18 protein-coding genes are annotated in these 26,417 nt (G+C 69.1%); 8 read left to right on the forward strand and 10 right to left on the reverse strand.

What is annotated here, in order from left to right; all coding sequences use genetic code 11:
- The first annotated feature begins 49 nt into the window (after positions 1-49).
- The gene (locus AB0P21_RS06630) at positions 50-1,552 is read left to right on the forward strand and encodes a right-handed parallel beta-helix repeat-containing protein (protein WP_363694253.1); all 1,503 of its coding nucleotides are present in this window, start codon (positions 50-52) and stop codon (positions 1,550-1,552) included.
- Between the two features lie 283 nt (positions 1,553-1,835).
- On the forward strand, positions 1,836-3,548 hold the full coding sequence (locus AB0P21_RS06635) for a right-handed parallel beta-helix repeat-containing protein (RefSeq protein ID WP_363694255.1): 1,713 nt from the start codon (positions 1,836-1,838) through the stop codon (positions 3,546-3,548).
- 65 nt (positions 3,549-3,613) lie between these two features.
- On the opposite strand, the gene AB0P21_RS06640 is transcribed toward AB0P21_RS06635, so the two are convergent.
- From AB0P21_RS06640 to AB0P21_RS06655, 4 genes are read right to left on the reverse strand one after another with little or no spacing between them, the layout of a single operon-like run.
- Positions 3,614-5,035, reverse strand: coding sequence for a mannitol dehydrogenase family protein (locus tag AB0P21_RS06640; RefSeq protein WP_363694256.1), 1,422 nt, complete (start codon positions 5,033-5,035; stop codon positions 3,614-3,616).
- A complete protein-coding gene (locus tag AB0P21_RS06645; protein WP_363694258.1) occupies positions 5,032-5,973 on the reverse strand; it encodes a sugar kinase in 942 nt (313 codons plus the stop codon). Before AB0P21_RS06645 ends, AB0P21_RS06640 begins: the two co-directional genes overlap by 4 nt.
- Positions 5,967-7,181, reverse strand: a complete 1,215-nt coding sequence (gene manD, locus AB0P21_RS06650) for a D-mannonate dehydratase ManD (RefSeq protein ID WP_363694260.1) — start codon at positions 7,179-7,181, stop codon at positions 5,967-5,969. Before manD ends, AB0P21_RS06645 begins: the two co-directional genes overlap by 7 nt.
- Positions 7,178-8,170, reverse strand: a complete 993-nt coding sequence (locus AB0P21_RS06655) for a LacI family DNA-binding transcriptional regulator (RefSeq protein WP_363694261.1) — start codon at positions 8,168-8,170, stop codon at positions 7,178-7,180. The genes manD and AB0P21_RS06655 overlap by 4 nt, the downstream gene beginning before the upstream one ends.
- 136 nt (positions 8,171-8,306) lie before the next feature.
- Between AB0P21_RS06655 and uxaC the strand changes: the two genes are divergently transcribed.
- Entirely contained in the window at positions 8,307-9,713 is a 1,407-nt protein-coding gene (uxaC, locus tag AB0P21_RS06660) for a glucuronate isomerase (RefSeq protein WP_363694263.1), read from the forward strand.
- Here uxaC and AB0P21_RS06665 read toward each other — a convergent pair.
- Together AB0P21_RS06665 and AB0P21_RS06670 are read right to left on the reverse strand one after the other, a co-directional pair.
- Complete coding sequence (locus AB0P21_RS06665) at positions 9,701-10,249, reverse strand: TetR/AcrR family transcriptional regulator (protein WP_363694265.1); 549 nt, start codon at positions 10,247-10,249, stop codon at positions 9,701-9,703. The genes uxaC and AB0P21_RS06665 overlap by 13 nt on opposite strands.
- Positions 10,236-11,741: an MFS transporter gene (locus tag AB0P21_RS06670; RefSeq protein WP_363694267.1), complete on the reverse strand. Its 1,506-nt coding sequence runs from the start codon at positions 11,739-11,741 to the stop codon at positions 10,236-10,238. Before AB0P21_RS06670 ends, AB0P21_RS06665 begins: the two co-directional genes overlap by 14 nt.
- A gap of 100 nt (positions 11,742-11,841) precedes the next feature.
- On the opposite strand from AB0P21_RS06670, the gene AB0P21_RS06675 reads away from it, so the two are divergent.
- Complete coding sequence (locus tag AB0P21_RS06675; RefSeq protein WP_363694268.1) at positions 11,842-13,368, forward strand: right-handed parallel beta-helix repeat-containing protein; 1,527 nt, start codon at positions 11,842-11,844, stop codon at positions 13,366-13,368.
- Here the strand turns inward: AB0P21_RS06675 and AB0P21_RS06680 are convergent.
- Positions 13,365-14,660, reverse strand: coding sequence for an O-antigen ligase family protein (locus tag AB0P21_RS06680; RefSeq protein ID WP_363694269.1), 1,296 nt, complete (start codon positions 14,658-14,660; stop codon positions 13,365-13,367). The genes AB0P21_RS06675 and AB0P21_RS06680 overlap by 4 nt on opposite strands.
- A gap of 13 nt (positions 14,661-14,673) precedes the next feature.
- On the reverse strand, positions 14,674-16,320 hold the full coding sequence (locus tag AB0P21_RS06685; protein ID WP_363694271.1) for a Wzz/FepE/Etk N-terminal domain-containing protein: 1,647 nt from the start codon (positions 16,318-16,320) through the stop codon (positions 14,674-14,676).
- 345 nt (positions 16,321-16,665) lie between these two features.
- Here AB0P21_RS06685 and AB0P21_RS06690 point away from each other — a divergent pair, with 345 nt between their 5' ends.
- From AB0P21_RS06690 to AB0P21_RS06705, 4 genes are all read left to right on the forward strand, one after another.
- Positions 16,666-18,873, forward strand: coding sequence for a LamG-like jellyroll fold domain-containing protein (locus AB0P21_RS06690; RefSeq protein WP_363694273.1), 2,208 nt, complete (start codon positions 16,666-16,668; stop codon positions 18,871-18,873).
- Positions 18,874-19,027: 154 nt separating this feature from the next.
- On the forward strand, positions 19,028-20,551 hold the full coding sequence (locus AB0P21_RS06695; protein ID WP_363694275.1) for a fibronectin type III domain-containing protein: 1,524 nt from the start codon (positions 19,028-19,030) through the stop codon (positions 20,549-20,551).
- 49 nt (positions 20,552-20,600) lie between these two features.
- Positions 20,601-22,805 (forward strand): LamG-like jellyroll fold domain-containing protein, encoded by a 2,205-nt coding sequence (locus AB0P21_RS06700; protein WP_363694276.1) that lies wholly within the window; start codon positions 20,601-20,603, stop codon positions 22,803-22,805.
- A gap of 122 nt (positions 22,806-22,927) precedes the next feature.
- Positions 22,928-24,415, forward strand: coding sequence for a fibronectin type III domain-containing protein (locus tag AB0P21_RS06705; RefSeq protein WP_363694278.1), 1,488 nt, complete (start codon positions 22,928-22,930; stop codon positions 24,413-24,415).
- Here the strand turns inward: AB0P21_RS06705 and AB0P21_RS06710 are convergent.
- Positions 24,402-25,652, reverse strand: coding sequence for a hypothetical protein (locus tag AB0P21_RS06710; protein WP_363694280.1), 1,251 nt, complete (start codon positions 25,650-25,652; stop codon positions 24,402-24,404). The genes AB0P21_RS06705 and AB0P21_RS06710 overlap by 14 nt on opposite strands.
- Positions 25,649-26,416: a WecB/TagA/CpsF family glycosyltransferase gene (locus tag AB0P21_RS06715; protein ID WP_363694282.1), complete on the reverse strand. Its 768-nt coding sequence runs from the start codon at positions 26,414-26,416 to the stop codon at positions 25,649-25,651. Before AB0P21_RS06715 ends, AB0P21_RS06710 begins: the two co-directional genes overlap by 4 nt.
- Position 26,417 lies beyond the last annotated feature (1 nt).

The raw sequence follows: 26,417 nt of genomic DNA on the forward strand, positions 1-26,417 counted from the left end.
CGCGAAACCGACCCGGGCCCCGGGCACCGTCTCGAGCAAGCCGCCGACGGTGGCTCCCTCGAAGACCGTTGCGCCCAGCAAGAAGCCGACCAAGTCGGCACCCACCCAGAGCGAGCCCACCACCACGGCTCCGCCGCAGACGCCGAACGAGCCGGCCATCGGCGAGACCGACGCCGGTCCCGCCGTCGCCGGACCGTGCAGCGGCACGGTGATCAAGCCGGGCCAGAACGCCCAGGCCGTGGTGAACTCCCAGCCGGCCGGCTCGACCGTGTGCTTCGCGGCCGGCCTGCACCGGATCAGCCAGACGATCCGGCCCAAGGCGAACATGACGATCGCCAGCTCGTCCCGCGCGGTACTGACCGGCTCGGTGCCCCTCACCAGCTGGGCCAAGTCGGGAGCGACGTGGATCACCCGCGGCGCGCTGCCGGCGGCGTACGGGAAGAGCGGGCAGTGCGAGGACAACAAGGCGAACATCTGCCACCTGCGTGAGCAGGTCTACCTCGGCGGCACCCACCTGACCCGGGTCGCCTCGCAGGCAGCGGTCAAGGCCGGCACCTTCTACGCCGACTACGCGGCCAACGCGATCTACCTCGGCAGCAACCCGGCCGGGAAGGCGGTCGAGATGGCGAAGACCGCCACCGCGATCGAGTCGAACCAGCCCGGTGTCACCGTCCGCGGCCTGACCGTCGAGCACTTCGCCAGCCCGGCCCAGGCCGGCGCGCTGGTCTCCGGCCCCGGCTGGACCGTGAAGGCGAACGAGGTCCGCTGGAACAAGTCGGTCGGCCTGATGCTGGTCAAGGCGAACAACGCCCGGATCGAGCGCAACCTGGTGCACCACAACGGCCAGCTCGGCCTCGGCCAGTACAGCTCGCTGAAGGCGAACCTGACCCGCAACGTGATCACCTACAACAACACCGACGGTTTCTGGATCGCCGACTGGGAGTCGGGCGGCATCAAGTCGACCCGCTCGTCGGGCACCGTCAGCGGCAACCTGATCCGGTCCAACAAGGGGGTCGGCTTCTGGGCCGACGTCGCCGACGACGGCCGGGTGATCAGCTCCAACAAGATCGTCTCGAACGCCGCCGACGGGATCCGGTACGAGATCAGCCGCAACGGCGTGATCGAGAACAACACCATCACCGGCAACGGCTTCGGCACCGGGCGTGGCTCCGGCACCTCGCTGTGGGACGGCGGCGGGATCAACGTCAACACCTCCTCGAACGTGACGGTCCGGAACAACACCGTCTCCGGCAACGTCAACGGCATCTCGATCCAGTCCCGCACCCGCGGCGACGGCCCGTGGGGCCGCTACCTGCTCCGCAACGTGGTGGTCACTGGCAACACGATCGGGATGACCGGCGGCACCCAGGCGACCGGGATGGTGCAGAACTCCGGCGCCGAGGTCCCCGCGGGGCACCTCACCTTCAGCGCCAACCGCTACCTGCTGGACAAGCTGGCCGCGCAGCGGTTCGCCAAGTTCGGCACCAAGCTCAACGCCACCGGCTGGCGCAGCGCCGGCCTCGACATCGCTGGGAGCTTCCAGGTGAGCTGAGCCGGCACGACACTCCCGAGCCCGATGCCCCGGGCAAGCATCACGGAGCGCAGTTTTCGATCACACAGCGCAATTGATGCACCCAGCAACCAGCTGAAACACGCCTGGGGCAACTGACTCGGAAGAATGCCGATTCCCCTGTTCGCAGGGAGGCCTGGTCGGTATTGGGGGGCCTGCGCAACCATTTGCGTAGTGCCACGACTACTACAAGTAGTAGTCTTCTGGGGAAGGCCGCACCAGGGGGGTGCAGAAAGACAAGTACCCAACCCCCGGAGGGTCGTCAGTGAAGAAGTCAGTGACCATCATCTGCGTCGCGGCAGCCGGTGCGGTCGCCATTACGGGGATCGTCGCCGGAACGCGGACCAATATGGCCTCGGCGTTCGGCGAGGAGAAGTCCGGCATCCTGCCGGGAGACCGCCCGCACAAGCCGTGGCCGCCTCGACATACCCCGAGACCGACCGTCAGCGTGTCCACCACGCCCACCCCGACGCCGACCGTCACCAAGCCGACGGAGACGCCGACCACCAAGCCCACGCCGACACCTACGCCCACCCCGACCGAGACGCCCACCAGCACCCCCAAGCCGACCACCCCGGCGCCGGGCACCTTCCCGGCCGGTCCGTCGCAGGCGCCGGAGTGCAAGGGCACCACGATCGGCACCGACCAGAACGCGGCCGACGTGATCGACAAGGCCGCCGCCGGTACGACGTTCTGCTTCGCCTCGGGTGTGCACCGGATCGACCGCACGCTGAAGCCCAAGCCGAACACCACGCTGGGCAGCGACGACGGCGCGGTGCTGACCGGATCGGTCCCGCTGACCAGCTGGACCGCGGACAACGGTGACTGGGTCACCCGCGGCGCGCTGCCGGCGGCGTACGGGATGACCGGGCAGTGCGAGGACAACGCCGCCAACATCTGCCACCTGCGCGAGCAGGTGTTCCTGAACGGCAAGCACCTGACCCGGGTGAAGACCCGGGACAAGGTCGCGGCCGGCACCTTCTACGCCGACTACGCGGGCAACGCCGTCTACCTGGGCGACAACCCGGCCGGTCAGTCGGTCGAGATGTCGAAGACGGCCACCGCCATCCAGTCCAACGCGACCAACGTCGCGGTCGTCGGGCTGACCGTCGAGCACTTCGCCAGCGTGCCGCAGGCCGGCGCGGTCGTCCTCGGCACCGGCTGGCGGGTGTTCGCCAACGACATCCGCTGGAACCACGCGGTCGGCGCGATGCTGGTCAACGCCGACGGCGCGACTCTCGACCGGAACCTGATCCAGTACAACGGTCAGCTCGGCGTCGGGCAGTACAGCACCGCCAACGGCAAGATCGTCGGCAACCAGGTGAGCAACAACAACACCGACGGGTTCTGGATCGCCGACTGGGAGTCGGGCGGCATCAAGACCACCTGGTCCACCAACGGCTCGGTCTCCGGCAACCTGATCAAGGCCAACCGCGGTGTCGGCCTGTGGAGCGACGCGTACGACGACGGCCGGGTGTTCAGCGACAACCAGATCGTCGACAACGCCGCGGACGGCATCCGGTACGAGATCGGCCGCAACGGCACGATCGAGAACAACACCATCACCGGCAACGGCCTGGGCACCGGGCGTGGCTCCGGCACCTCGCTGTGGGACGGCGGCGGGATCAACGTGAACACGTCGACCAACGTGACGGTCCGCAACAACACGCTGGCCGGCAACGTCAACGGGATCTCGATCCAGTCCCGTACCCGCGGCAACGGCCCGTGGGGCCTGAACGTCCTGCGCGGTGTGATTGTCAGCGGCAACAAGGTGACGATGCGCGGCGGCACCACGTCGACCGGCCTGGTGCAGAACTCCGGCGCCGCGATCCCGACCGGCGAGGTGGTGCTGAAGGGCAACACCTACGTGCTCGACAGCCTGACCGCGGACCGGTTCCAGAAGTTCGGCCAGTGGTTCAGCGCGGCCGAGTGGAAGGCCACCGGCCTGGATCTGGACAGCCAGTTCAAGACCGGCTGACCTCTCCCCTCACCAAGGTCAGGCAGCGGCCGTCGCGAGCAGCATCTCGCGGCGGCCGCTGCCGTTCACCGCGTCAGGCTGGAGACCTGGTCGATCAGCAATTGCCTGAACACGGCGTTACCGGGCAGATCGGCGCCGAAGACAGACTCCACGCCCAGCAGCGCGTCGACCAGCGCCGGGGCTGATGCTGTTGAGGAGACCGCGGCTTGCAGCCTGCTCGCCTGCGGGTCGTCCAGCGGCGTACCGGCAGTTGTTGCCTTGGCCACCGAAACCATCCACGCAGCGACCGCCAGGCTCGCCAAGCGCGGCTCAGCGTTGACCTCGAGCCGGTCGCGAATCGTGCCGAGCAGCCGAACCGGCAGCTTCACCGACCCGTCCATCCCGACCTGCGCCGTGCGGTGCTTGAGCGCCGGATTGGCGAACCGCTCCAGAACACTCCCCCCGTACTCCGCGAGGTCGAGTCCGTCCGGCGGCGTCAACGTCGGGATCACGTCGTCGCTCATCAACTCCCGGGCAAGCCCCGCCAGCTCGTCGTCACGCACCGCCTCGGCGATCGTCTCGTAGCCACGCAGACCGCCGAGATACGCGAGCATCGAGTGCGTCGCGTTGAGCATCCGCAGCTTCGCCTGCTCCCACGGCGCGACATCACTGGTCAGGATCGCGCCGGCCTTGTCCCACTCCGGTCGCGGCCCGGCGAAGTCGTCCTCGATCACCCACTGCAGGAACGGCTCGGCCACCACCACAGCCTCATCCCGTACGCCGAGCAGCGCCGCCGCCTCGTCGCGATCGGCCTCGGTGGTGGCCGGCACGATCCGGTCGACCATGCTGGCCGGGAACCGCGCGACTTCCAGTTGCTCGACCAACGACTTCGCATCCCGGGAGGCAGCGGCGTAGTCCTCCATCAACCGCCGAAGGAAGGGGCCATTGGCAACCAAGTTGTCGCAGGACACCACCGTCAGCGGCCCGGCCCCCGCCCGGGAGCGTTCCACCAGCCCTGCCGCCAGCTGGCCGACAACCGTCCGAGGTGGCCGGCCGGCAAGGTCCGCCTGGATCTCCGGGTCGGTCAGGTCGAGCCCGCCCGCAGCGGCCGCTCGATACCCCTTCTCCGTCACGGTCAGGGTCACCACCGAGACCGCCGGGTCGGCGATCCGCGCCACCACCGCGGCCGGATCGTCCGGCGCCGTCAGCACCTCGCGGATGCTGCCGATCACCCGGATGCTGGAGTCGCCCTGGCCGCGGGTGAGTACGGAGTACAGGCCGTTCTGTGGGGCGAGCTGGTCGCGGACCGCCGAGGAGCGTTGGCTGACCCCGCAGATCCCCCATTCGGCGCTGCCGCTGAGCGCCGCGGCTTGCTCGGTGAAGACGGCTTGGTGCGCCCGATGGAAGGCACCCAGCCCGAGATGGACGATGCCGACCGACAGCTTCGCCGGGTCGACGTCAGGCCGGTGGGCGGCGGGAAGGCTGGACAGGTCCAGTCGTGCAGTCATGCCGTGACCTCCGCTGCGCCGTTGGACGCGTGGGCTCTGGTTTCCTCAAGGGTGGCGACGTGGCCGGTGCCACCGAGACCGCTGACTGACAGCGAAGCAGCTGCCACGCCCAGACGGACGGCGTCTTCCAACGCGTCGCCGAGTGCGAGTCGAGCGGTCACCGTGCCGGCGAACGAGTCGCCTGCGCCGGTCTGGTCGACCACCGCGGGCGCCGGGATCACCGGGATCTCCACCAACCGGCCGGCATCGTCGAGGAGCACACCCTCGGATCCACGGGTCAAGGCAACTGCTTCGACGCCGAGCTCTCTGATCGCGGCACTGACCGCGGCCGGATCGTCGGAACCGCTGATCAACTGCGCTTCCCGCGGCCAGGCCGGAGTAACAAGCCGGGTGTACTGCGCAAGCGCACGCAGGTGATCGGCCGCTCCTGTGGCGTTGACGAGCCGCGGACGCCAGTTCGGGTCATAGACGAAGCAGCGCGCGGTGGAAGCGGCCAGCCGGACTGCCTTGGCGGACAGCGGCGAGATGGCGCAGGCGATCCCACTCGCCAGCACTGCCCCGACTCGGGAGACCAGATCGATCGGCACGTCGCCCGGACCCAAGCCCGAGCCGGCGCTCCCCCGGCGTACGTAGGTGAACTCCCGCGCGCCGGACGGGTCGGCGTGCTGCAGGTAGAGACCGTGTTGACCCGGCACCCGCAGTACCTGCGAGGTATCGATGCCCAGGGCAACCACTCGGTCTAGCAGCCGGTCTCCCAGCTCGTCGTCGGGCACCCGGGCCAGCAACGCGGTGTGGGCGCCGGCTGCCGCTGCTGCGGCCGCCGAGTTGAGCGCGTCCCCCGAGAAGTTCAGCGTCAGCGCCGCCCCGGCGTCGAGTGGCTCGGTCGAGCTGAGCTCTACCAGGATTTCGCCGATCACCAGTACGTCGGGAATCACCATGCGTGCACCGTTCCGTCCTCCAGGCGGTTCACCGGCAGGTAGGCCGGCCGATACGGATAGGCGGCCGCGGCCTCTTCGTCGAGCTCCACGCCGAGCCCTGGCTGTTCGCTGGGCTGCAAGTAACCGTCCGCGAAGCTGTAGCTGTGCGGGAAGACGGCATCGGTCTCCGGCGAGTGCGGCATGTACTCCTGCAGGCCGAAGTTCGGGATCGAGATGTCCAACTGCAACGCCGCCGCCAGGCAGACCGGCGACAGATCAGTCGCGCCATGCGAGCCGCTGCGGACGTGGTGCAGCGCGGCCAGGTCGAAGATCCGGCGCAGATGCGTGATCCCACCGGCATGCACGACTGTCGTCCTGATGAAGTCGATCAACTGCTCCTGGATCAGCTGCTGACAGTCCCAGATGCTGTTGAACACCTCACCGACGGCCAGCGGCGTGGTGGTGTGCTGCCGGATCAGCCGGAATCCCTCCTGCAGTTCGGCGCGAACCGGGTCCTCGATCCAGTACGGCGCGTACGGCTCGAGGCTCTTGCCCAGCCGGGCCGCCTCGATCGGCGTGAGCCGGTGGTGCACGTCGTGCAGCAGCCGCAGCGTGGGGCCGAACTCCTGCCGGACCGCGTGGAAGACCGAAGGCACGTGCGTCAGGTATTTCTCGGTCGACCAGACGCTCTCCCCCGGCAACTCCAGCGCAGCGTTCGCGGGCTCGTACGTCGTACCGGGTGTGCCGACCCCGTACGTCGACGCGAGGCCGGGGATGCCGGTCTGGATCCGGACTGCCTTGTAGCCAAGCCCGACGTACCGGTCGACCTCGGTCAGCAGCTCCTCGGTGGTCTCGGCGCTCGCGTGACCGTAGACAGTCACCCCGTCACGGCTGCGACCGCCGAGCAGTTGGTAGACCGGGAGGCCGGCGACCTTGCCCTTGATGTCCCACAACGCGGTGTCGACTGCGGCGATGGCCGACATCGTGACCGGGCCACGCCGCCAGTACGCGCCATGGTACAGGTACTGCCAGGTGTCCTCGATCCGCGCCGGGTCGCGACCGATCAGCAGCGGGACCACGTGGTCTTCGAGATAGGACGCGACGGCAAGCTCGCGGCCGTTGAGAGTGGCATCGCCGATCCCGGAGACCCCCTCGTCGGTCTCGATCTTCAGCGTGACGAAGTTGCGTCCAGGACTGGTGACCACCACCCGCGCGGCCGTGATCCTCATCGGGTCGCCACGGCCGTGGAGTCGCGCACCATCAGCTCGCCCTGCAAGGTGTCGAGGGTGCGGGGGCCGAGGGCCGCGTCGGGATCGTCGAGCAGCGCCAGCAGCAGGTCGACCGCGATCTCACCGGCCCGCTGCTTGGGCAGCCGGACGCTGGTCAGCGCCGGCCGGGACATCCCGGCCATCGCGATGTCGTCGATGCCCACCACGCTCAGGTCGCCGGGTACGTCGATCCCCCGGGTGTGCAACCGGGCCAGCAACCCGATCGCTACCAGGTCGTTGAAGGTCACCACCGCGGTCGCCCCGGTCGCGACTGCCTGGTCGGCGGCCGCCACGCCACCGTCGTACGTCGGAGCGAACTGGCCGACCGGCACCAGCTCCACTCCCTGGGTCTCCGCGGCAGTCCGCAAGCCGAGCTCCCGCTGGACACTCGACCAGGAGGTGGCCGGCCCGCCGACCCAGGCGATCCTGCGATGACCGAGCGCGGCAAGGTGGCTGATCGCCTGCCGCATCCCGCCCTCGTTGTCGAAGGTCACGGCGGGGACGCCCGCCACCACCCTGTTCACCAGCACGACATTGGTGTCCTGCGCGATCGCCGCGAGCTCGTCGTCGGTGGCTCGCGGCGAGCAGAGGATCAATCCGTCCACCTGCTTGGCCAGGGCGCGCACCAGGCCGGCCTCGGCCATCGCGTCCTCGTCAGTGTCAGCCAGGAAGACGGCGACGTCGTGGGAACGGGCCCGGGCCTGAACACCCTTCATCACGCTCGGGAAGAACGGATTCGCCAGGTCGGGGACGACCAGGCCGATATTCCCGGTCCGGCCGGTGATCAGGCCGCGAGCAGCCTTGTTCGGCTCATAGCCGAGCTGGTCCGCGGCCTGCCGCACCCGCGCGCGGGTGGTCGCATTGACCACCTCGGGCAGCGACAGCGCGCGCGAGACCGTCGACGCCGAGACGCCCGCCAGCCGGGCGACATCGCGCAGGGTCGCCGGCATCCGCCACCTCCAAGTCGTCGAGGCACCGAGTGTGCAATCGGTTGCAACATCATGTCAAGCAGCCCCGGGTTGTGCTGAAGTAGCGAGACTGCAATCCTTTGCAGTGCTCGTTGCAGCCCGACTTGACGGAGGACTCATGCCGAAGGCCCTGCAGCCCCACCCGGACCGTGCCCTGCCGGCTGGTGAGGCCCGCGAGGTGGCGCGCCGGATCCACGCGTCCACCAAACACCTGCCGCTGCTCTGTTTCCACGGTCACGTCGACGCCGAGCTGTTCGCGACCGACGCGGCGTTCGGCAACCCGGCCGATCTGCTGGTCGTTCCCGACCACTACGTGACCCGGATGCTGGTCTCCCAGGGCGTCTCCCCCGACCTGCTCGGGCTGCCGCGGCGCGACGGCGTACGGACTGCGGAGCCGCGCGACATCTGGCGTGAGTTCTGCTCGCATTGGCACCTGTTCCTGGGCACCCCGAGCCGGTACTGGCTAGAGCACGAGTTCGCCGAGGTGCTCGGCCTCCGGGTCGCGCCGTCCGCGGAGACCGCCGACGACCTGTACGACGAGATCTCGGCGCGGCTGGCCGAGCCCGAGTTCCGGCCGCGAGCCCTGCTCGACCGGTTCAACATCGAGATCCTCGCCACGACCGACGCAGCCACGGACGATCTTGCCCAGCACGCCAAGGTCGCCACCGAGCTGCCGGGCCGAGTGATCCCCACCTTCCGGCCGGACGCGGTGGTCCATGTGGCCCGCCCGGACTGGACCGAGCTGATCGGTCAGCTCGGCGCGCGAGCGGACACCGACACCTCGTCGTACCAGGGCTATCTCGCTGCGCTGCGGCAGCGGCGGCAGGTGTTCCTGGCCGCCGGCGCGCTGGCGACCGACCACGGACACCTGAGCGCCGCGGCGACGCCGCTCGACGATGCCGACGCGGAGCGGATCTACCAGGCCGCGTTGCGCGGTGAGGTCGCGGCTGAGGACGCCGCCGCGTTCGCCGGGCACATGTTGTTCCAGATGGCCGCGATGTCTGCCGAGGACGGGCTGGTGATGCAACTCCACCCCGGCGTACTGCGTGATCACCATGGCGGCGTGCTCGCGACGTACGGGCCTGACCAAGGTCACGACATCCCGGTGGCGACGGAGTTCACCAGGTCGCTACGGCCGGTGCTGGAGAAGTTCGGTCACGCCGAGGGCTTCCGGTTGGTGCTCTTCACCGTGGACGAGACGGCGTACTCGCGGGAGCTGGCGCCGCTCGCCGGCGTCTACCCGGCCGTGCGGCTGGGTGCGCCGTGGTGGTTCCTGGACAGCCCGGACGGGATGAGCCGGTTCCGCGAACTGGTGACCGAGACGGCCGGGTTCTACAACACGTCAGGCTTCGTGGATGACACCCGCGCCTTTCTCTCCATCCCTGCCCGCCACGACCTGTCCCGGCGGATCGACGCCGGACATCTCGCGAAGCTCGTGGTCGAGCGCCGGATGGACGAAGAGGACGCCTTCCGGGTCGCGCAGGACCTTGCCTACAACCTTGCCCGCGACACCTACGTCCGCTGAGTTCGGGTGAGGCCGGAGGTGATCCGGTCGGCGACCGCGCGCCGAAGCTTCGGGGGTAGCCGCTCCGTGGTCAGCGAGTCGTAGAGCCACAGGCCGTCGGCTGCCAGCCGCGCGATGAACTGGTCGAGCGCGGCCGGGTCGTCGACGTCGATGGCCGGTGGTGGGACCCAGCGGTCCAGCACCTCGTCCCACGGAGCCGCGTAGTCGGGGGTGGTCGAGCCTTCGAGCATGAAGAGGAGCTCGGCCCGGGTGGCGCTCTGGATGGCGACCTGGGCGTAGGCGGTGAGGCGCTCGGTCGGCGTGGCCTCGGCGGCGGACTTGCCCGCTGCTGCGGACAGGTCCGACTCCCACTGGTCCGCAAGGTGCTGGTGAATGGCCTGGACCAGGTCTTCGCGAGAGGCGAAGTGGTACAGGAGTCCGCCCTTGGTGAGGCCCGCCTCGGCGGCGACGGAGTCGAAGGTGACGCTCTTGACGCCTTCGCGCTCCACGATGCGGGCGGCCGCCTCGAGGATCTGGGTTCGCTTACTGGTGCGCATAGCTGCGGGCCTCTTCGTGGGTGCGGACGGACGGTGCTGATCCCGGGCGGCGCAGGAGCAGACCGGTCACGATCGTGCCGAGCGCCATCACCGCGGTGACCACGATCATCACCGCGAAGTAGGCGCCGTCGAACGCGTCCGACGCGGCAGCGACCAGGGACAGGTTCTCATCCCCGGCCAGCGCGAGAGCCGCATCCAGGCTGTCCCGCGCCGAGTCCGGTACTCCGGCGGGCAGGTCGATGGTGGCGGCGTACACGGCGGTCAGCAGGCTGCCGAGCAGTGCGACCGCGATCAGGCTGCCGAACTCGTAGGACACCTCCTCCACCGAAGAGGCCATACCGGCTCGCCGGGCCGAGACGTTGTTCATGATCGCGCTCGACGCGACCGACATGGCCGCGCCGAGGCCCGCGCCGGTGATCAGCAGCCCGGCGATGAGCCAGCCCAGGCTGGAGTCGAAGTTCAGCAGGACCAGCAGCGAGCCGACGGTGCTCAGACCCAGACCGCCCGCGACGATCGGGAGCAGCCCGACCCGGTGCAGGATGGCGCCGGCGACCATGGACGTCGGCAGCGCGCCCAGGGCCAAGGCCGCGACCAGGAGTCCGGCGCTCAGCGGACTGAAGCCTTCCACGAGCTGGAAGCGCTGGGTGGTGACCAGCTGGATGCCGGCGAGGCCGAACATCGAGAACCCAGCTGCTGCCACTCCGGCCAGGAAGGCCCGGTTGCGGAAGATCGCGAAGTCGAGCAGCGGGTAGGGCAGGCGGCGCTGACGGCGTACGAAGGCGTAGCCGGCGATCACGGCCGCGAGGACGGCGACGGCGATGACGGCGTACGCGGGTGAGGTCTTCGCGGTCTCCTTGATCGCGGGGACCAGTGCGACCAGGGCGACGAGCGCGAGCAGCGAGGAGAGCAGGTCCCAGCGCTTGGTCGGATCCGAGTCGTTGGGCGGGGCAACAACCAAGGTGGCGATCAGCGCAGCGACGACGACCGGGACGTTGATCAGGAAGACCGAACCCCACCAGAAGTGGCCGAGCAGCAGCCCGCTGATGATCGGGCCCAGGGCGCTGCCGACGATCGCCAGGGTGCCCCAGACGGCGATCGCCAGGTTGCGTTCGCGCTCGTCGTCGAACGCGATCCGGATCAGGGCGAGGGTGGCCGGCATCATCGCCGCGGCGCCGACGGCCAGGAACGCCCGGGCCGCGATCAGGGTCTCGGCGGTCGGCGAGAAGGCGGCGGCCAGCGAGGCGACGCCGAAGATCACCAGGCCGATCAGGAACATCCGGCGATGCCCGATCCGGTCCCCCAGCGTCCCGCTGCCCAGCAGCAGGCCGGCCATCACGACCGGATAGGCGTTGATGATCCACAGACTCTGCGAGCTGCTCGCCCCGAGATCCTGCACCAGCGTGGGCAGGGCGGCGTACAGGATCGAGTTGTCCAGGGTGATCAGCAGCAGCCCCGCGCTCACCACGGCCAGCAGTAACCAACGGCTTCTCATAGTCGTAACTGTACCTTACGAAAGGTACAGTTACGATCGTGGGACCGGCGGCTGACCTATAGTTGGGCAACTTTCGGGGTCGGCTGGTGTGGGGGAACTGATGGCACGCGGGTTCAGGTCGGCGAGTGTTGTGGTGCTCGCCGTCTTCTTGGTTGCTGGTTGCAGCGATGACAAGGCAGCGCCGACGGCGAACGAGCCGAAGGTCGAGATCCCGACCGCGGCGCCGGCGGCGGCGAGCGCGAAGCTCGGGCCGACCGGGCCGGCGACCGCGGCCAAGTGCGTCGGGGTGGCGATCCCGGTCGGCGTCGAGCCGCAGGACGTGCTCGATGCGAACCCGGCCGCCAAGACGTTCTGCTTCAGCAAGGGGCTGCATCGGATCAAACGTGCGCTCCGGCCGGTGGACGGGTCGACCTTGGCGAGCAGCGAGGGCGCAGTACTGACTGGGTCGGTGCAGTTGACCGGCTGGCAGGCCGATGGGAACCGCTGGGTCGTGCGCGGCGTGTTGCCGGTGGCGTACAAGCTGAAGGGCAAGTGCGAGGACGAGAAGACGAACCCCTGCCAGCGGGGTGAGCAGGTTTTCGTCGATGGCGTGCATCTGACTCGCGTGATGAGCCTCGAGCAGTTGAAGCCGGGGACGTTCTACGGCGACTACGAGGCCAGTGCCGTCTATCTCGCCGACGATCCGGCCGGCAAGGCCGTCGAGATGTCGAGCACGCCGACGGCGATCCAGGTCTCGGCGAACGACGTGACGGTCCGCGGACTGACGATCGAGCACTTCGCCAGCCTGCCGCAGGGCGGCGCCCTGGAGGCCGGCGACGGGTGGAAGGTGATCGCCAACGAGGTCCGCTGGAACCACGGCGTCGGGGTGATGGTGATCCAGGGTGACGGCGCGACGGTCAGCGGGAACACGGTCGCCGACAACGGGCAACTGGGGATCGGGCAGTACAACTCGGCCGACGTGAAGATCACCGGGAACCTGGTGACCCGCAACAACACCGACGGATTCTGGATCGCGGACTGGGAGTCCGGCGGGATCAAGTCGACCCGGTCGTCCGGCGAGGTGTCCGGCAACGACATCGTCGCGAACCGCGGGATCGGGATGTGGAGCGACATCGCGGAGTACGACCGGATGATCGTCGGGAACCGGATCCGGGACAACGCCGCGGACGGGATCCGGTACGAGATCAGCTACCAGGCGACCATCTCCGGAAACGTTGTCGAGAGCAACGGATTCGGGACCGGCCGGGGCTCCGGGCCGAGCCTGTGGGACGGCGGCGGGATCAACGTGAACACCTCGGCCGGGGTCAAGGTGATCGGCAACCTGATCAAGGGCAACCGGAACGGGATCGCGCTCCAGTCACGCACCCGGGGCGACGGGCCACGCGGGCTGTACGTGCTGGCCGACGTGGTGATCGAGGCGAACCAGGTGGTGATGGACGAGCAGACCGCCAGCACCGGAGTCGTCGAGAACAAGGAGTCCCCGGCCAAGGACGGCGCGATCCGGTTCAGCCGGAACAGCTACCGGATCGGCGACCAGCAGGCACAGCGCTTCGCTTATCGCGGCGAGACGATGACCTGGGAGCAGTGGCAGGCGGCCGGCTTCGACAAGGACAGCGTCACCGGTTAGATGTAGCGCTGTTTGACTGGTTTGGGCGGCGGCGGATGCGCCTTGGCTCTCAGCCGGTCGGCATCGCAGACGGCAGCTGCCACCAACAGGTGCAGCGTCATTGAGCTCAGGTCGGACAGGCCGCTCTCGTTGAGCGAGGCAACCGTCACGTAGCCGAGCAGCAGCGCGCCGCTCGCTTTGATGTACGGCGTCGGCGCGCGAAGGACCGAGATCCAGGCCAGGATGAACGCGATGCCGACGATGGTGACGGCCAGCAGCCCCGTCTCCCAGTAGAGGCTCAGCCAGCTGTTGTCGATCGCCATCACGTCGATGTCGCCCTCGCCGCGACGCAACAGCACCCGCTTGTTGCCGAGGCCGTGGCCGATGATCGCGGTCTGCAGCGAGACGTCCTCGTCCAGCACGTACTGCCAACTGGTGGTCCGGCCGCTCAGCGAGCTGATCTGCTTGGTGCCCTGGCCCCGCAGCAACCACGTCTGCAGGGACGGGATCACCAGGAAGGCCAGCCCCAGCAGGGCCGGCACCGAGATCGACGCTATTCGGGCGAACCAGGTCTTGCGGGTCAGGAACAGCGCCAGCACCAGACCGACAGCGACCGCGGCGGCCGCGGTACGGGTCCGGCTGGCTGCGACCAGGACGACGCCGATCCCGATCATCACGCCGGCCGGGATGAACGAGATCTTGCGGGCGAAGAACGCGATGATCGCCAGCCCCAGCAGGATCGCGCCGACCTCGCCGACCCGCGGCGGCAGCATCGGGATCAGCACGCCCTGCAGGCGATACCCCGTACCGAACGAGCTGAGCGGCCGCCAGGCCACCGAGGGTCGCCAGATCACGCTGAGCACAACGGTCAACGCCAGCAGCAGATGCGCGAACAGATGCGCCCGGACCAGCCGCTCCGGCACCCGGATCAACGGCCGCCACAGCATGAACAGCAGAATCAGGCCGATCATGAACCGGGCGAGCCGCAGCAGCGGGCCGCCCGGATCCGCGAGCAGGAACGCGGTGGCGGTGGCGAACATCGCGTAGGCGACGTACAAGGTGGTGGACGGACTCGCCCGGGTCCGGAAGCCGGGCTTCGTCGCGGCCAGGCAGATCAGGAAGATCGCCCCGAGCAGGACGCCCTTCATCAGGCTGTTGGTCGAGCCCGTCGATCCCTGCGGCGCCGCGGCCCGGGAGGACCAGGGCTGCACGCCGAGCACCAGCAGGCACCACATGACGAGCCAGAGCCAGGTCGCTTTCCCTGTCTCCGCGTCGTCCGTGGTCCCGGGCACCGGGGGTGCCGTCAGCGTCATGGTCACCGGCCCGTCAGCGCAACGGCGGTGCAGCGGTCTCGGCCGGGGTGTAGTTCAGCGGGATGCCCAGCGAGTCGTCGTGCTTCGAGCAGCCGATCAGTACGACGCCCAGCACCGGCGCGCCCGCGAACTTCAGCGCGGCCGTGAGCCGGGTCAGGTCGGTCTCCTTGTCCTGACCGACCTGCACCACCAGCACCGACGCGTCCACCGCCGCGGCCAGCGGCGTGATCCCGTGCCGGCCGACCGAGGCCGGACCGTGGATGACGACCGAGTACCCCGGAGGCAGATCCGCCACGATGCCGGCCACCAGCGACGGGCCGACGGCCAGCGCCGACTCGTCGCGGCTCAGGCCGGGCGGCAGCACGTAGAGATCGGCCACCGTGCCCGGACGGAACATCTTGCGAGCCCGTACCGCGCGCGTCGCGGCCGGCTCGTTGACGAGATCGGTCAGGCCTTCGTGATCGGTCAGGTGCGACAGCACCGGCGTACGCCGCAGGTCGGCGAGCACCAGCAGCGTCTCGCGGCCGTCGCGGGCGCTGGCCTCGGCCATCGCCAGCGCGATCCCGGCCGAGTTCGGCGTCGGTGAGGCGGAGACGACCAGCAGTGCGCCGGCGCCGCTGGAGCCGATCCCCTTCGGGTTCAGCTCGCGGCGGGCGAGCGCGCCACTCGCCTCGGTGCCGAGAGCGGTGATCTCCGATGGCCCCAGCTGCGGCGCCGCGCGAAGCCAGAACCGCAAGCGGAAGCCCAGCCGGTACCGGCGTTGGCCGATCGCGGCCGTGATCACCGGCGCGCTCGCCGCCCGGGCGGCCTGGTCGCGGGTCAGGATGAACGGGCTCAGGTGCGTGCTGACCAGGGCCAGACCGAAGCCCAGCACCAGGCCGAGGATCGCGCCGACGGTGATGTCGCGCATCACCAGCGGTGACGAGGAGGCAGTGTCCTTGGTGGCCGGGGTGACGAGCGTGCTGCTCGCGCCGACACCGGTCAGCGCCTTCTGCATCGCGGCGGCCTCGTCGGCGGCCTGCCTGGCCTCGGAGGCGAGACCGACCCGCTGGTCACGCAGCGAACTCGCCTCTTGGGTGTCGCCTCGTCCCTGCGCCTCGGTGATCTCCTTGGACAGGTTCTTCGACTGCTGGTTGGCGCTCTTGGCCCGGTCGGTGGCCTGACTGGCCAGCGTGGTGAGCAGCGTCTTGGCCTCGGTACTGCGCTGGGCCAGGTAGATCTGGGCGATCGCGTTGGCCCGGCGGACGGCCTCGTCGGCGGTCGGGCCGTCGATGGTGATCAGGTAGGCGTTGTCGGTGACCGCCTTGACCCGGGTCACCCCGGCCAGCGCCTGGACCGAGTCGTCCGTGGTCGGCATCTGGAGGAACTTGGCGACCTCGCGCAGGATCTGCGGGCTGGCCATCACCCGGGCCTGGGTCTCGGCCGGCAGGTCGAGCCCGAGCGGGCCGCTCTTGTCCGAGCCGGTGGGCAGCTTGCCGACCAGGGCGGGCGGAACCGCCGGGCCGATCACGACCTGGCTGGAGGCGGTCCAGCGCTCGGTCTGCGACAACGAGAAGAACGCCGCGCCGCCGATGCCCAGCAGCACGCAGCCGATGATCAGCCATTTGTGCCGCAGAAGTGACTGGGCGGTGTCCCGCCAGACCACAGTGCCCGGTTCCATCCGGTGGTCCCCCTAAATCCTCACTCGGCGCATTCCGTCACGCCAGGTGACCGGATCCTTGCCGGGGCCAGGATATAGGTATCGGCGTGGCAGTCCCTACCTGAGTCAGGTCACGGTCGGTGTACCAGTTTGGCCCGATCATGCCGTTGATGGAAGCAACAATCGCCCGTAACGCTCACGCTGTGTCACGATTCCTGGCAACTCGCCGGGACTGGCCGTTAGGAGACTGGCCAAAGCTCACTTTCTGTGGCCTACTCTGTCTCGGGGGATTTTAGGGACTACCACACAACGGGATCACTTGTACGGCGTCGGGGTAGACGCCGGTCCGAGGGGGGACACCGCAGGATGAAGAAGAAATGGCTTTTGGCGCGCCTTGGCCTGGCCGGCGCACTGGTGGCTGGAGCCGGAGTGATGGTGCTGGCGCCGCCGGCCCAGAGCATCCAGGCCTCGCTGTCAGCGCAGGACAGCCCGGTCTGGCAGACCAATGCCAGCGTCCAGGGCATCGCCGTGGCGGCCGGCAAGGCCTACGTCGGTGGCCGGTTCACCAGCGTCCGCCCGCCGGGCTCGCCGCTGGGCACCAACGAGGTCGGCCAGGCGTACCTGGCGGCCTTCGACGCGACCACCGGCAACCTGGTGACCGCGTTCAACCCGGTCTTCGACGGCCAGGTGTACGCCGTGGCGGCCTCGGCCGACGGCTCCCGGGTCTTCGTCGGCGGTGACTTCACCACCGTCAACGGCGTCACCCGCAACCGGATCGCCGCCTTCGACACCGCCACCGGCGCGCTGGTGACGAACTGGAAGCCCTCGGTCTCCTACCGGGTCAAGTCGATCGCCGTCTCCGGCAGCACCGTGTACTTCGGCGGCTCGTTCGGCCTGGTCAACGGCGTCGACCGGCTCCGGCTCGCCGCCGTCACTACCGACCTCGGCACGTTGTTGCCCTGGGCCCCTGCCACCAACGGCGACGTGTACGCCGTGGACGTGGCCGACGACGGCTCCAAGGCCTACGCGGGCGGCCAGTTCAGCACCGTCAACGGCACCAACCAGAACACCGTCACCAGCCTCGACCCGGTGACCGGCGCGGTGCTGCCCTTCCCGGGCGCCTCCGCGGTCCCGCCGCCGAACGGCAGCTGCACCACCCGGGTCAAGTCGATCGACGCCTCCGGCGACACCGTGTACTTCGGTAACGGCGGCGACGGCGGCGGCTGCTTCGACGGCACCTGGGCGGTCGACATCTCGACCAACACGCTGAAGTGGAAGAACCAGTGCCTGGGCGCGACCGAGGCGGTCAAGCTGATCAACGGCTGGCTGTACAAGGGTTCGCACGCGCACGACTGCGCCAACCAGGGCGCCGGCGGCTTCCCGCAGGGCTTCGGTTACCGCTTCCTGCTCACCCAGAACCCGGCCGACGGCAAGCTCGGCCCGTGGTTCCCGAACACCAACGCCGGTCCGCCCACCGAGGTCGGCCCGCTGGCCTTCGCGACCGGCGGCTCGGACCTGTGGGTCGGTGGAGACTTCACCCTCACCAACGGTGTCGGCCAGCAGGGTTTGACCCGCTTCACCAACACCGGCCCGGGCGCCGCTCCGGCCAAGCCGGCCAAGCTGCTGCCCTACTCGGTCAAGGCCGGCGAGGTCCAGATCCACTTCCCGACCGTCCTGGACAACGACGACAGCACGCTGACCTACCGGCTGCTGAAGGGCTTCACCAACACCACCATCGCGACCTGGACCGCCAGCTCGACGCCGTGGGACAAGCCGTGGCTGCACTACACGGACACCAACGTGACGCCGGGTGAGGTGACCAACTACCGGGTCGAGGTGACCGACGGCACCACGACGATCCGGGGCAACTACTCCGACCCGCTCACGGTGGCGAGCAGCACCAGTACGGCGTACGACCAGATCATCAGCTCCGACGGCCCGCAGGCGTACTGGCGGCTCGGCGAGGCGTCCGGCACCACCACCTCGGTGGACTCGTCCGGTCAGAGCAACAACGGCACGTACACCGGTGTCACGCTCGGCACGGCCGGCAAGGTGGCCGGCAACACCGCGGCCACGATCAGCGCCAGCAACGGCCGGATGCCCGGCGAGAAGGCCTACAGCTTCCCGCAGCAGTTCACCGTCGAGGCCTGGTTCAAGCAGAGCTTCACCCGCGGCGGCCGGATCATCGGCTTCGGCAACTCGAAGACCGGTAACAGCAGCGCCAACGACCGGATGCTCTACCTGCGCTCCAACGGTCAGGTCACCTTCGGCGTCAACGACGGCAGCCAGCGCACCATCAACAGCACGTCGAACAAGAACAACAGCGCCTGGCACCACGCGGTCGGCACCTTCGACAACGGGGTGATGAAGCTGTACGTCGACGGCGTGCTGGCCGGCAGCCAGACGGTCGGACAGGCTTCGCTGTACTACGGCTGGTGGCGGGTCGGCTACGACACCACCAACAGCTGGTCCGGCGGCGGCGCGACGCAGACCGGCATGGTCATCGACGAGGCGGCGGTCTACCCGTACGCACTCAGCGCCGACCAGGTCACCTCGCACTACAACGCCGGCTGATCACAAGCGAACCGCTGCACCGCTGAGCGGACGGTCAAAGCCTTATAGCACAAAGTCATAACGCCGGTGGGAGCCTGCCTTCCAGTTGGTCTCCCACCGGCGCTAGATTTCGGACGCTAATGGACTTTCCCCCCGCCCAGTCCTAAGGAAGTTGATGAAAAAGCTCGTTCTGGCAGTTGTGACCGCTGCTGCCGTGCTCGGCGCGGCGCTGATCCCCTCCGGGCCACCGGTGGAGGCAGCCACGTCCGGATTCGCGTCCGCCGTGTCCGCGATCAAGCAGCTGTCGTGGCAGACCAACTCCAGTGTCAACGCTCTGGCAGTCTCCGGTAACACTGTGTACGCAGGCGGTCTGTTCACCCGGATCCGCCCACCGGGCAAGGCCGCCGGGCAGAGCGAGACGGCCCGCACCTACATCGCGGCGTTCAACCGCACCACCGGCGCGCCGCTGGCGTTCGCGCCGAAGCTCAACGGCGCCGTCTACGCGATCGCGACCAGCCCGGACGGCAAGTGGGTGGTGATCGGCGGCGACTTCACCACCGTGAACGGTGTCAAGCGCAACCACATCGCGATGTTCAGCGTTGCCACCGGCAAGATGGTGCAGGCCTGGGACCCGTCGGTGGCCACCCGGGTGAAGGCGATCGCCATCTTCGGCAACAGCGTCTTCTTCGGCGGCTCGTTCGGCCGGGTCGACAACACGGTCCGCAACTACCTGGCCGCGGTCCGGTTGATCCAGGGCGACCTGCTGCCGTGGAACCCGAACGCCGACGACGAGGTCTACGCGGTCGACCTGTCCGACAACGGCACCCGGGTCTTCGTCGGCGGCCCGTTCGCGAAGATCAACGGCAAGGACCACTACTCGCTGGCGATGGTGAACAACACCACCGGCGCCGCCTTCTCGATGCCCGCCGCGGCCGCCATCCCGAAGCCGAAGCCGGGCTGCCGGACCCGGGTCAAGGACATCGACACGCTCGGCAACAAGGTGTTCGTCTCCAACGGCGGCGACGGCGGCGGCTGCTACGACGGTGTGCTTGCGGCCGACGCGACCACCGGCGCGCTGCTGTGGAAGAACGACTGCCTGGGCGCCACCGAGGCGGTCAAGGCGATCGGCAACTGGGTCTACAAGGGCTCGCACGCGCACAACTGCAGCTCGAGCGGTGCCTTCCCGGACGGGACCGGCACCCACTACCTGCTGGTGGAGAGCGCGATCGACGGCAAGATCGGCCCGTGGTTCCCGAACACCGACGCCAACCCGAGCAGCACCACCAAGGTCGGCCCGCTGGCGTTCGCGTCCGGCGGCAACGACCTGTGGGTCGGCGGCGACTTCCTGCACGTCAACGGCAAGGTCCAGCAGGGCCTGACCCGCTTCACCAACGCCGCGGGTGGCGCGGCGCCGGCGGCACCGAAGGCTCCGGCCCTGTCGCGTGCGGTCACCAACCAGATCGGCGTCCACTTCCAGGACAGCTACGACCTGGACAACCTGTCTCTGACCTACAACGTGTTCCGCGGAGCGACGAACATCAGCTCGCAGAAGCTCACCACGTACTACTGGCAGACGCGCAAGACGATCGTCGTGGTCGACAAGGGCGTCAAGAAGGGCCAGACGGTCAGCTATCACATCGAGATCCACGACGGGCGCAACATCATGAAGGGCCCGTCGGTCACGGTGAAGGTCCCGTAGCGGGGGCTATCTGACCTCCCTGCCGCACCAGGCGGCGGGGAGGACATCCTTGAGGGGGGATGTAGTGAAGAAGGTGGGGATTTTAGCGCTGGGCGGTCTGCTGGTGGCAGCTTTGCTGGCACCGGCACCCGCGCAGGGCATCGGCGCTTCGCTGTCGGCTCTGTCGAGCCCGGCGTGGCAGACCAACGCCAGCGTGCAAGGACTCGCGGTGGCGAACGGGAAGGCGTACGCCGGGGGGCGTTTCACCACGGTCCGGCCACCGGGGGCGGCGGCCGGCACCAGTGAGACCGCGCGGACCTATCTGGCCGCGTTCAACCAGAACACCGGGGCACTCGACACCGGGTTCAACCACACCCTGAACGGAATGGTCTGGGCCGTCGCGGCCTCGGCCGACGGCACCCGGGTCTTCGTCGGCGGCGACTTCACCACCGTCGACGGCCAGACCCGCAACCGGGTGGCGGCGTTCGACACCGCCACCGGGGCGCTCGTCTCCAACTGGAAGCCGTCGGTCTCGTACCGGGTCAAGGCGCTCGCCGTCTCCGGCAGCACGGTCTATCTGGGCGGCTCGTTCGGGCTGGTCAACAACGTCGCGCGGCCGCGCCTGGCCGCGGTCACCACGAGCACCGCCGCGCTGCTCCCCTGGGCACCCGAGGCGGACAACGACGTCTACGCGATCGACGTGGCCGACGACGGCAGCAAGGTCTACGCCGGCGGCACGTTCGCCAACATCAACGGTACGGCGCAGTGGGCCGTGGCGAGCCTGGACCCGGCCAGTGGGGCACTGCAGCCGTTCGCGGCCGCCAGCGCCGTACCGCTGCCGAACCCGGGCTGCACCTCGCGGGTCAAGGACATCGAGACCAGCGGCAACCGGGTGTACTTCGCCAACGCCGGTGACGGCGGCGGCTGCTTCGACGGCACCTGGGCGGCAGATGTTGCCACCGGCAACCTGGTGTGGAAGAACAACTGCCTCGGCGCGACCGAGACGGTGACGGTCGTGAACGGCTGGCTCTACAAGGGCTCGCACGCGCACGACTGCAGCTACCAGGGCGGCAGCGGCTTCCCGCAGGGTGCGGGCCGTTTCCTGCTGACCCAGAACCTCGACACCGGAGAGCTCGGTCCGTGGTTCCCGAACACCAACACGGGTGCTCCCACTCAGGTCGGCCCGCTGGCCTCCGCGACCGGCGGCTCGGACCTCTGGGTCGGTGGCGACTTCAGCACCGTCAACGGCGCGGGACAGCAGGGTCTGGCCCGCTTCACCAACACCGGACCGGGCGCGGCTCCGGGCAAGCCGGCCAAGGTGATCCCGGTCAGCTACAAGGCCGGCCAGGTCAAGGTGAACTTCCAGACCGTCCTCGACAACGACGACATCACCCTGACCTACCGGGTACTGCGCAGCTTCAGCAACACCGTGGTGGCGACGTACACGGCCGACTCGCGGTTCTGGAACCGGCCGTGGCTGTCCTTCACCGACTCCGGGCTCACGCCGGGATCCTCGCAGGTCTACCGGATCGAGGTGACCGACGGGAACAGCACGCTCCGCGGTGACTACTCGGCCGCGGTGACCGTGGCCAGTGTGGACGCGCCGTACGACCAGCAGGTGCTGGCAGACGGCCCCACGGCGTACTGGCGGCTCGGGGAGGCCAACGGGACGGCCAACGCGACCGACTCGTCCGGCCAGGGCAACGTCGGCCCGTACTCCGGTGTCACGCTCGGCGTGCCCGGCGTACTGACCAGTGGTGGCAACACGGCCGGTCACTTCGACGGTTCCAGCCGGCTGATCGGGCAGACCGTGGCCAGCCAGCCGCAGAACTTCAGCGTCGAGGCCTGGTACAAGACCACCTCGACCGGCGGCGGCAAGATCGTTGGCTTCGGCAACAGCTCCAACGGGACCAGCAGCCAGTACGACCGGCACATCTACCTGCAGAACGACGGAGCGGTCGTCTTCGGCCTCTACGACGGCTCGACCAGGACGATCAGCTCGGCCGCGGGGACCAACGACGGCCAGTGGCACCACGTGGTCGGCACGTTCTCGCCCGGTTCGCAGAAGTTCTACCTGGACGGGGTGCTGCTCGGCACCCAGAACACCGCCGCCGCCGAGAGCTACACCGGCTACTGGCGGATCGGCGCCGACAACCTGGGCGGCTGGCCGAACGGCCCGTCGAACGCGGGTATCGACGGTGACGTCGACGAGGTCGCGGTGTACCCGGTCGCGCTGGACGGCGACCAGGTCGTAACGCATTACGACGCTCGGTAGATATACGGGGTGGGGCCGGTCTCTTCGAGGCGGGCCCCACCGCAACCGGTGAGGGGTCATCGGACGTTCAAGGGTGCCGGAGGGGTCCGGCACGACAGGGGGAAACCATGCGTTTACGAAGGATGACTGCTGCGCTCGCAGCGGCCGGCCTGGCGTTGGCCGTCGTGCCCGCGCTGCCGGCCACCAGCACCGGAGCTTCACTGACCGCGGTACCGGGCGCGACCTGGCAGACCGACGCGGCCGTGCTCGGCCTGGCCGTTGCCAAGGGCAAGGCTTTTGTCGGCGGCCGGTTCACCAAGGTCCGCCCGCCCGGCGCCGCGTCGGGCACCAACCAGACCGTCCGGACCTACCTGGCGGCCTTCAACCAGACCACCGGGGCACTCGACACCGGCTTCAACCACACGCTGAACAACCTGGTCTGGTCGATCGTCGCCTCTCCGGACGGCTCCAAGATCTACATCGGCGGTGACTTCACCCGGGTCGACGGCCAGGTCCGCAACCGGATCGCCGCCTTCGACGCGACCACCGGCGCACTGCTGCCGAACATCAAGCCGAACGTCTCCTACCGGGTCAAGACGCTGGCCGTCGGCGGCAACAGCCTGTACTTCGGCGGCTCGTTCGGCCTGGTCAACGGCGTCGCCCGCAACCGCGCCGCGGCGATCAGTACGGTGGACGGGACGCTGCAGGCGTGGAACCCGGACGCCGACGCGGATGTCTACGCGATCGACGCGGCCGACGACAACTCCAAGGTCTACCTCGGCGGCACCTTCGCCAAGATCGGCGGCGTCAGCCGCTGGGCCGTTGCCAGTGTCAACAACTCCACCGGGGCGCTGCTCCCGTTCGCGGCCGCCTCGGCGGTGCCGCTGCCGAACAGCCGGTGCACCTCGCGGGTCAAGGACATCGAGACCAGCGGCGACGTCGTCTACTTCTCCAACGCCGGTGACGGCGGCGGCTGCTTCGACGGGACCTGGGCGGCGAACATTGCCACCGGCAACCTGGTCTGGAAGAACACCTGCCTGGGCGCCACCGAGACGATCACGATGGTCAACGGCTGGCTCTTCAAGGGCTCGCACGCGCACAGCTGCCCGGGCGCCTTCGCGGACGGCACCGGAGCACACTTCCTGCTGCTGCAGAACCCGGCCACCGGAGCACTCGGCCCGTGGTTCCCGAACACCAACGCCGGCCCGCCCACCGAGGTCGGCCCGCTGGTCTCGGCGACCGGTGGCACCGACCTGTGGGTCGGTGGCGACTTCACCAAGGTCCTGGGCGCCAACCAGCAGGGTCTGACCCGCTTCAGCAACCTGGGCCCCGGCGCTGCTCCCCTGGGCCCGGTCCTGCCGACCCTGTCCAGTACGACGACCGGCCAGGTCAAGGCGACCATCCAGACGTCGCTCGACAACGACGACATCGCGCTGACCTACCGGCTGCTGCGCGGCAACACCAACACGGTCGTGGCCACCACTACGGCGAACTCCACCTTCTGGAGCCGCCCGAACGTAACCCTGACCGACACCACGGCCCCGTCCGGGACGTCACAGCAGTACCGGATCGAGGTCTACGACGGCAACAACGCAGTACGCGGTGGGTTTGCCGCAGTCACTGTGAAGTAAGGCGGTGCGCTGTGATGGCACGACTCGCCTCGTGCCACCACAGCAGCAACGTAATGAACGAGGCGATGGCCAGGCCCCACGCAGCACCCTTGGGGCCCTCCAGGAAGGCTCCTCCGACACCCGTGACGATCAGGATGACGGAGGAGACCAGCCTGACGCGCAGGCCTCTGCTGGCGGCCGTCAGAGCGCGCAGGATGGCGAAGGCGCCCGCATTGGACGCTCCTAGTGCCTGGAGCAGGATCACAGGCACCAGGACCGTCCTGGCCTGAGCCCAGACGCCAGGACCGAGCAGCTCCCGCCCGACGGCCTCAGGGAGCAGCAGGAAGACCGCTCCCCAGGCCAGAGCGCCGGCGCCGACTCCTAGTGAGATCGCCAGCCCTACCAGCCACAGACGCCGGTAGGAGTGCTTCAGAGCCCGCGCAGCCTCCGGTACGGCGATCATGCGGATCCCCTGGTTCAGGACGTTCACAGGGCCCAGCAGGACCTGCGCACCGCGGATACCCGCGGTGGCGACCAGTCCGGCGGCTGCGGTGATCCCCAGCATGTAGACCTGAATCGTGCCGCTGACCGCCAGCATCTCCCCCACGTACTTCGGCGTGAGGTCCCGGTGACTCAGCAACCACTCCCGGATCAGCTGGCGCCGCGGTGCCACGCCTGCCTGGAACCGGCCGGCCACTGCGGCGATCACCGCTCCCAAGCCCCAGCCCAGCGTCAGCGAGAACGCTGACACCGCTCCGGTCAGGTAGAGCCCGCCGAAGATCGCGCCCATCGCGAGTAACCAGATCAGGTCGTTCAAGAAGGCCTTCTGGCCCTCCCCCACGACGAAGAAGGCCCAGCGCCAGGCGTCCTGCAGCAGCAGCCCGGGCAAGGTGACCGCGAAGGCGATCAGCACGCCCTTGGACGGCACCCCGGGGAACAGCGCGATGGCCAGGCCGACCACCATCCCCATCAGGCCGGCGAACAGCGCGGTCGCAGTACTGGCCCGGACGGCTCGCTCCCAGGCCGGGCTGCGGTCGCCGGAGTGCCGGACCGACATGGGCTCGGTGGCGACCGCCCGGGAGACGTTCAGGGCGATCGTGTAGCCGCCGAAGGCCAGCGCGTAGATGCCGAAGTCGGCCACGCTGCCGCTGCGCGCGACCAGCACGCCGACGGCCAGATTGCTCAGGCTCGACAGCGCTTGGTCAGCAAGCCCCCAGCTCGCCCGGCCCGCGGGCCCGGCCAGTTTCGACAGCTTCAAGCGACCGGCCGCGGCGGTTGACGCAGAATGCCGACCCCGAACCGCGGGATCCCCAGGACGTAGCGACGCCACAGCCGCTTCGGCTCCTTGTAGAGCCGGTAGCTCCACTCCAGGCCGGCCTTCTGCATCCACTCCGGCGCGCGGTCGAGCCGGCCGGTGTGGAAGTCGAAGGCGGCGCCGACGCCGATCAGGATGGCCGCGTCCAGCCGGTCGCGGTGCTCGGCCATCCAGCGCTCCTGCTTGGGCGCGCCGAGACCGATCCAGATGATGTCCGGCTTGGCCGCGTTCAGCTTGTCGACGATCTCCGCGTCCTCGGCCTCGCTCAGCGCCCGGTACGGCGGCGAGTAGACCCCCGCCACCTTCAGCCCCGGATGCCTCGCGGTGAAGGTGTCCCGCAACTGCTCGGCGACGCCATCGGCACCGCCGTAGAAGTACTGCGACCAACCATGCTGCTCGGACTCGGCCATCACCCGCTCGATCAGGTCCGGCCCGCAGACCCGCTCCATCCGGTCGAAGCCGGCCTTCTTGCCGGCCCAGACCAGCGGCATCCCGTCGGGCAGCGTCATCCCCGACGTGTTGTAGACCTTGGTCAGCTCACCGTCGGCCCGGGCGTGCAGCAGCGCGTTCATGTCCGAGACGCAGACCAGGTGCCGCTCGCCGGCGTCGATCCAGCGCGCGAAGGTGCCGACGGTGTGGTCCATGTCGGTCACGCTGACATGGATCCCCAGCACGTCGACCCGGTCCTGAGTCGTCCCAGTCGTCATC

Origin of the sequence: Kribbella sp. NPDC056861, from assembly GCF_040687575.1 — a bacterium.
Taxonomy (GTDB): Bacteria; Actinomycetota; Actinomycetes; order Propionibacteriales; family Kribbellaceae; genus Kribbella.